This is a genomic window from Desulfonatronum zhilinae, assembly GCF_900182865.1.
Classification (GTDB): domain Bacteria; phylum Desulfobacterota; class Desulfovibrionia; order Desulfovibrionales; family Desulfonatronaceae; genus Desulfonatronum; species Desulfonatronum lacustre.
Map to the genome: position 1 here is coordinate 1 of NZ_FXUJ01000047.1, position 7,660 is coordinate 7,660.

6 protein-coding genes are annotated in these 7,660 nt (G+C 56.3%); all 6 read left to right on the top strand.

What is annotated here, in order from left to right; genetic code table 11:
* Positions 1-177: 177 nt before the first annotated feature.
* On the top strand, positions 178-3,165 hold the full coding sequence (locus AC559A_RS18340; protein WP_498819145.1) for a glycosyltransferase: 2,988 nt from the start codon (positions 178-180) through the stop codon (positions 3,163-3,165).
* Positions 3,166-3,286: 121 nt separating this feature from the next.
* The gene (locus AC559A_RS18345; RefSeq protein ID WP_498819146.1) at positions 3,287-3,904 is read left to right on the top strand and encodes a class I SAM-dependent methyltransferase; all 618 of its coding nucleotides are present in this window, start codon (positions 3,287-3,289) and stop codon (positions 3,902-3,904) included.
* A 101-nt stretch (positions 3,905-4,005) separates the two neighbouring features.
* Entirely contained in the window at positions 4,006-5,229 is a 1,224-nt protein-coding gene (locus tag AC559A_RS18350) for a glycosyltransferase family 4 protein (protein WP_498819147.1), read from the top strand.
* Positions 5,229-5,801 (top strand): hypothetical protein, encoded by a 573-nt coding sequence (locus tag AC559A_RS18355; RefSeq protein WP_498819148.1) that lies wholly within the window; start codon positions 5,229-5,231, stop codon positions 5,799-5,801. The genes AC559A_RS18350 and AC559A_RS18355 overlap by 1 nt, the downstream gene beginning before the upstream one ends.
* Before the next feature lie 54 nt (positions 5,802-5,855).
* Complete coding sequence (locus AC559A_RS18360) at positions 5,856-6,830, top strand: Rpn family recombination-promoting nuclease/putative transposase (RefSeq protein ID WP_498819149.1); 975 nt, start codon at positions 5,856-5,858, stop codon at positions 6,828-6,830.
* 440 nt (positions 6,831-7,270) lie between these two features.
* Positions 7,271-7,660 (top strand): Arm DNA-binding domain-containing protein (locus tag AC559A_RS18365; RefSeq protein WP_498819150.1); only part of this gene is annotated, 390 nt, incomplete at its 3' end.

The following is a 7,660-nucleotide window of genomic DNA, read 5'->3' on the forward strand; positions in this document are numbered from 1 at the left end:
CAAGAGATCAAAGCCGAAACCTCAAAATTGGCCCGGGAGTTCCTGAAAACTTTTCTGCCCCAATACAAAAATCTCGGTGTCTGGGAGTAGGTCCGGATCAGGGGCTTAGTCCTACGCTCAACGGCTCATCATGTACTGCGCCTGCATACAGACAAGACCGGATTCGCCGGTTGGACCATGAAAGATCCTGTGATCACAATCTGCATCCGCACGTACAACAGGGCGCATTTTCTGGAAAAGTCCATTTCCAGCGCACTGGCGCAACACGGCCTCGGAACGGAAGTGCTTGTCGTCGACGACGGGTCCACGGACCATACGCAAAAGCTCATGCGGCGGTTCATCAAGCAGGGCGTTCGCTATCTTTTCAAAAACCACACCAACGCATCGGACACGGCGAACCGGGCCATCAAGGAAGCCAAGGGCAAATTCATCCTCTGGCTGGACAGCGACGATGAGCTTCTTCCCGGGGTTGTCCATCGCTTCAATCAGGTCTTGAAAGAGTATCCGGATGTGGACATCTGCTACGGAGACAAAAAAATTATTGGCGACGCGGGCGACTTCACGGGCAACATCGTTTCCACCAATGACTACTTCCGCAAGAACGACGATCTGCTGGCCAGAATGGTCTATTCCAACCGGATTCCCATGACCGGCACGTTCATCCGCAAGAATCTCTACCAGCGCATCGGCGGATATGACGTCTCGTTCCAGCGCAGCCATGACTACGAATTCTACGCCCGCGCCGTAACCACGGCGGTGTTCAAGCACATCGGGATGGTCACGGCCTTGTGGCGCTGGCACGGCGGAAACATGTCTCCATGTAACAGGTCCGTTGATCGGTCGAATGACGCTCTGGTTCTCAGTCAACTGGTCTCCAATCACTCTTTGGAACGCCTATTTTCACACCTGCCGTGGAACAGGCGGCGGGAATCCTTGCTGTGGTCCCATACGGAGCTGGCCCGACTTTTCCATATGTATCAAGACGTTCAGTCCGCAGTGCACCACTTCGAGCAGGGATATGCCCTGCTTTACCCAGACCAACCGCTGCCAGACCATCCTCCGGCCAGGCTGGAGGAACTGCGCAAGGCTCACGACAGGCTGCACATGACCACGGGCCAGGAATATTTCAAACGTACCGAGCAGTTGTTGAGCCTACTCGCGAAACCGGACCTGGAGCAAACCGGAAAATTCGACGAACATGTCGGCAACAGCTCTTCCCCTGAACAAGGTGCGGTCAAATTCAGCCTAGACCAGTACTCGAAATCCATCATCCTGGACACGTCCTTCCATTCCTTCCCAGGCTGCGCGTACGGGTTGAGGCAGACAACCCTGACCGGGCGGATACGGCTTTGCCAAAACGAAATCACGGACCATCCGGAACTGGATCAGGTGCTGCGCGAAGCCACCATCAAGGCTCTGGACAGGCCCTGTACCGCGTGCTTCCAACCCCAATCATCCGACCCAGAACAGGCGCTGACGGCTCGCATCCTTTTCTGGGCCACGGCCTTGCAACGACATGCGGGCCTTCCGGTACATGAGTCCGGCAGAATTGCAGCCATAAACCAGCTACCCGGAGGCTGGGTCGAGTACGAGGCAGCCCTGCCGTATTACCTGCGCAAGGAAGCCGCCCAGAGCCTTATGCTTGTTGTGGAAACGCTCAACGACCTGGCTTTTGGCGGGAAGCTCCGCCCCGAGACAGAGACGATGCTGAGCCAAGGCCTACAGGCCATGGCCAAGGCTGAGCCACTGGGCAGCATGATGCCGTATTTTCTGGATACCGCCCACCAGTTGGGCATTGCATGGCGTAAACTGACCGGCAATATTTTTGAGTTCGGGTACGGCGCACGGTCCAGATGGCTTGTGAGTACGATCACGGACGAAACATCATGGGTCGGCACCGCCATGGCCCGGAACAAGAGAACTACCGCCCAGACCCTGCATCGTTACGGACTGCCCGTTCCTCGTCATGCCCAGGCGGACTCACCGGATCATGCCGTCCAGATCGCACGGGAGTTGGGCTTTCCGGTGGTGGTCAAGCCCATGGACCTGGATGCCGGAATTGCGGTCGCAGCCGGACTTGTCAGTGAAGAGGCCGTGCGCAAGGCTTTCGACAAAGCCCGAGAAAAGTCTCCCAATGTGTTGGTGGAAAAGCATCATCCCGGCAACGATTACCGACTGGCCGTGCTTCACGGCGAGGTGTTTCTTGTAGGCCAGCGGATACCCGGAGGTGTTGTCGGTGATGGTCAGCGAACCGTGGCCAAATTGCTCGATGCGCTGAACGCCGACCCCCGCAGAGGCAATTACAAGGATTCCATACTCAAAACACTGAAGTACGACGATGAGGCCCGAACCCTGCTGGAGGAAGCCGGGCTGACTTCTGATTCGGTGCCTGAAAATGGCCGCTTCATTCGTCTGCGCCGGGCCGCGAACATCTCTTCCGGGGGAACACCCGTAGACGTTACGGGGAAAGCCCACCCGGACAACATCCGTCTTGCAATACAGGCAGCTTCGGCCTTGCGCCTGGACCTTGCCGGGGTGGACCTTTTGATGCCCGACATTGAGCAATCCTGGCTGGAGACCGAAGCGGTCATCTGCGAGGTGAATGCGCACCCCCAACTTCTACTCGCTCTCGACGCCCAACAATTTACAGTTGTGCTCAAAAAGCTGCTGCACGGCGACGGGCGCATTCCCATTTTCCTGGTGATCGGCTCCAAACTTGCCCTGGACGTCGGCATTGTACTCCAGCAACATCTTCAACTTCGGCATCGCTGCGTCGGCAGGGCTTCCAAGACCGGGGCATGGCTGGGCATGAAGCGCGTTTCCAAGAGTCCCGGCTTTCTGAGTATCCTGGTAAACAAGGAAGTGGAGGCCGCGGTGCTCATTGCCGATCCCCAGGAGTTGCTGACTACCGGCCTGCCTTTTGACTCCTGCGACATTGTAATCCTGGTCGAAGGCCCGGAAAAACAGGCAACTGATGCGGACACCAATCACGCCCGGTTCGAACAGATGTGCCGCATGGTCCTGCCCCACGCCAGAACGGGAATTATCGCCAACGATAACGACCCGTCATGCCGGGACTGCGCCGCGCTGAAACAAACCAACCCACTCTGGACATCATCCGATCCGGTGCTCATGGCTGAAACGGCCTTGCGACTTTCAACATGATCCACAAGTGGGAGCCCCATGCCCGCGAAGTCCATGCCAAAGCCGACTTTCAAATTATGGCCGTGAAAGGCGGGGGAGTCCAGGCGGAAATCTCTTTTGATGATGATATGATCAGGTTTTCGTGAACGCCTCCGCTACCATGAAAACCTTCCTGCACATCGGCTGCGGCCCCAAACATAAAGACCGGACCACCAAGGGCTTCAACACGCCTGAATGGCATGAGGTTCGGCTGGACATCGACGCCGGCGTATCCCCGGACATTATCGGCACCATGACCGACATGTCAGGCGTTGCCGACGCCTCCATGGACGCCGTCTTCTCCAGCCACAACATCGAGCACCTCTATCCCCACGAAGTTCCCAAGGCCCTGGCCGAGTTCATCCGGGTACTCAAGCCCGAAGGCTTCCTGGTGGTCACCTGCCCGGACCTGCAATCCGTCTGCGCCCTGATCGCCCAGGACAAGCTCACCGAACCCGCCTACACCTCACCTGCCGGACCAATCACCCCCCTGGACATCCTCTACGGCCACAGAGCATCCATGGTCCAAGGCAACCTGTTCATGGCCCACCGCTGCGGCTTCACCCAGAAGGTACTCACCGGCACCCTGCACGCCCACGGCTTCGCCAACGCCGGGTCAAAACGCAGAGGACACCCGTATTACGATTTATGGGCCGTAGCCACGAAAAGCCCTGCTGATGAGGCAAGGCTGAGGGAACTGGCTGGGGGGCATTTTCCTTGAAAAGGATTTATCACCGCAGAGGACACAGAGAAGCACAGAGAGGGGAAAAATTCTCATTCTTTCCTCTGTGAACCTCTGTGCTCTCTGTTGTAAAATACCCCATGCGCATCCTCTTCATTCACCAGAACTTCCCCGGCCAGTTCCCGCATCTGGCCCCGGCCCTGGCTGCCAAGGGCCATGACGTCCGCGCCCTGCACATGCGCCGCGACCTGCCCGAGACGTGGCAGGGGGTGCGGCTTGTTTCCTACTCGGCAAGCCGGGGGACTGCCCCGAACATTCACCCCTGGGCCGCTGAGACCGAAACCAAGATCATTCGCGGGGAAGCCTGTTTCCGGGCCTGCTTGCAACTCAACCAGCAAGGCTTTACCCCGGACGTGATCATTGCCCATCATGGCTGGGGTGAAAGCCTGTTCGTCAAGGACGTTTGGCCCCAGGCAAAACTGGGCGTCTACTGCGAGTTCTACTACTGCCTTGAAGGCGCTGACACCGGCTTTGACCCCGAATTCCCGATCCAGGACGAAGGCGAGTCATGCCGCCTGCGGATGAAGAACGTGAACAACCTGATGCACTTCGAGATCGCGGACGCTGGTATCTCTCCAACGCGGTGGCAAGCTTCGACGTTTCCGGAGCGGTTCAGAAACAAAATCACGGTGGTCCACGACGGCATCGACACGACGAGGCTTGCGCCCAACCCCAACGTCAGCCTGACCCTGAACAACAACATTGTTCTGACCCGCAAAGACCCGGTGATCACCTTCATCAACCGCAACCTGGAACCCTACCGGGGCTACCATGTTTTCATGCGCGCCCTGCCGGACCTTCTAAAGCGCAACCCCAAGGCCAGGGTGCTGATCATCGGCGGCAACGAGGTCAGTTATGGGGCAGCGGCCCCCCAGGGAACCACCTGGAAAGACATTTTTCTCAATGAAGTCAAGGACCGGCTTGACCTGGGCCGGGTGCACTTTCTGGGCCGGATTTCCTATGATCTGTACATGGCCGTGATGCAACTGTCCTCGGTCCACGTGTACCTGACCTATCCGTTCGTACTCTCCTGGAGCCTGCTGGAAGCCATGAGCATGGAGTGCTGTATTGTTGCCGGCAACACCAAGCCGCTGCACGAGGCGATAGATCACGACAAAACCGGCAGACTGGTTGACTTCTTCGACGTTCAAGGCTTTGCCGACAACGTAACGGAACTGCTTAACAACCCGAAGGAACGCTGCAGGCTGGGCCGCAAAGCCCGTGAATTCGCCGTTGCCAACTACGACCTGAAAACCGTATGCCTGCCCCGACAGATCGAGTGGGTGGAGGGGTTGGCGGTTTAGTGAACCTCACCTATCCCAGATCCGACCAGCTATCAGTGGGCTACGACCTGAAAGAAGACCGCCTGTTCCTGATCTTCCACCTTCATGGCGGCGGCTTTCGCAAGGCTTTGATCTCCAGACGGATACTTGTAGGATTGCTGGGCCACATGAGCGAACAACTGACCTCCAGTCACCCCATGGCCGGATACACGGCCCATCGAGACGAAGTGCTGCAAATGGAGCACGTAGCCGCAGTTTCCGTTCAAAACCCCGGCCCAACCCAACAAACCTCACAAACTCAACAAACCCAACAAACCCAACCCCCGCCCACCGAGTTCCCAGGCAGTTTCTACGTCACCGACGCCCACGTAGAGTTGCAACAAGACATGCTGGTTGTCGGCTTCTCCGGAGAATGGCTCAATGATCCAAAAGCCTTGCCGGTTCCCATAGCCGCGTTAGGGCTTGGACGTTCAGAGGCTCATCAGGTGCTACGGTTGCTGAGGGACAAGGCTGAGTTCGCCGGGTGGAACCTGGAATGGCCTGCTCAGTGGTTGAAGCCGTTGGAGTATGGGAAAGCGTTGGGGGTGCAGTGAGGGTTGAATGGGAACCCTTGCCTTGCGCCAGCCCCTGCCCTACGATCCGCATCCATGAGCGAGATCAACAAGAAACACGATACCTTCTTCCGGGAAACCATGAGCCACAAGGAGGTCGCCGCCGACTTCCTGGCCAACTACCTTCCGGCCAAGGTACTCAGTCATATCCGGCTGGATACGCTGACCATCACCAAAGACTCATTCGTGAGCGAGAAACTGGCTGAATACTACTCGGACCTGCTCTACCACGTTAAATTCACCGGCAACCGGCTTGGCCTGATCTACTTTCTGTTCGAGCACAAAAGCTACCCGGACAAATTCACGGACCTGCAACTGCTGGGCTACCTCTCGGAAAACTGGCAGCTTATCCGCAAGCAGTTCCCCAAGGCCAAGAAACTGCCCCTGATCATCCCGATCATCGTCTACCATGGCAAACCCAAGGGCAAGGCCATCCGCCTGGTTGACCTCATCGACCTGCCTCACCCCGACTTGGCCTGCTACGTTCCAACCTTCGACACCGCTTTCTATGACTTCTCCCCCGCAGCCGACGAAGCCATCAAGGGCGACATTCTCCTGCAACTGGTTCTGCTCTGCCTCAGAGCCAAGAACATCCCCGAATCCCGAGAAATATTCATCCAGATTCTGCTTCTCCTGGCGCTCATGCCCGATGACGCCACCGCCATGCACTGGACTCAATTCATCTTCCGCTACCTCTCCCAGGTTATGGACATCGAGCGTGGCGTAGTGCATGATCTTATCCAAGAACACGTTCCCCAAGACAAGGAGGGAAAGATTATGACGATAGCTGAACAATGGAAAAATGATGGACGTATTGAAGGCCGTGTTGAAGGCCGTATAGAAGGCCGCCAAGCCATCGTCCAACGCCTCGTCAACAAACGCTTTGGCCAGAACATCCTGGATTTTCACCTCCAGGAGCAACTCCGCAAAGCCACTCCCGAACAACTCGACCTCTGGGCCGAACGAATCCTGGACGCCAAGAGCGTTGACGAGGTGTTCAAGGACAACTGACCAAACCAAGTCAAAAAATATCGAACTCAGTCAAAGGGAAGCCACCAGAGCTTCCCTTTCTTTTTGCCCTCAACCTGAGAAAGCCAATCACCATCACCTTCCGCCAAGCCCTGCCCTTCTGCCGAACCGGCACCGACCCATCCTGTTATGCTTCCCCTCTGGAAACGACCCCCACATTTGCCTTGTACGGGCTTTTTATGGCCTTTCTGGACCGTATCATGTCAAATCGCAAAGAAGGCCGTAGAATCGATCCTGGAGCCTTCCAGGGCTACACACCTTCCCAATCCTGCTTTCCAGCCCTTCTAAATCCGTATTTTTCGAAAAACACCTCACGGAATTGTTATAAGCCTTAAAGGAGCCCTGTAGCTCCCCAAGTCTTATCCAGGCCGCCTTTGGAATTTGTTCCAGGGCGACTTTAACTTTTTCAAGAGAGGTGTTTTATGCCCAAGGTACACTTACGTCCGGCGTTTGTGGCGAGTCCGCCGTTGCCGAAAGATAAGCCCAAAGTTGATTACTTTGATACCCAGCTGGCTGGTTTTCTGTTAGAGGTCCGTGCTACCGGTACGTCAACATACTATCTCAGGTACAGAGACAAAGCCGGGAAGATCAAACAATTCAGAATCGGCAATCCGGATTCAATAACCCTTGAAGAAGCCAGAAGCAAGGCTAAAAGCATGAAGAAGCAAACGGTTATTGGCTTCGACCCCAGAGACGTACAGAAGCGCATGAAAGCTATACCGACGTTCAGGGACTTTGTGAACAATCAATACCTGCCCCATGTAAAAACCTACAAACGATCCTGGAAACTCGACAAGGCGGGCATCGAGAAC

What these genes read in the sequence shown, in the direction of transcription:
- AC559A_RS18340 (WP_498819145.1), top strand. Translation starts at nt 178, where the DNA reads ATGAAAGATCCTGTGATCACAATCTGCATCCGCACGTACAACAGGGCG.
- AC559A_RS18350 (WP_498819147.1), top strand. Translation starts at nt 4,006, where the DNA reads ATGCGCATCCTCTTCATTCACCAGAACTTCCCCGGCCAGTTCCCGCAT.
- AC559A_RS18360 (WP_498819149.1), top strand. Translation starts at nt 5,856, where the DNA reads ATGAGCGAGATCAACAAGAAACACGATACCTTCTTCCGGGAAACCATG.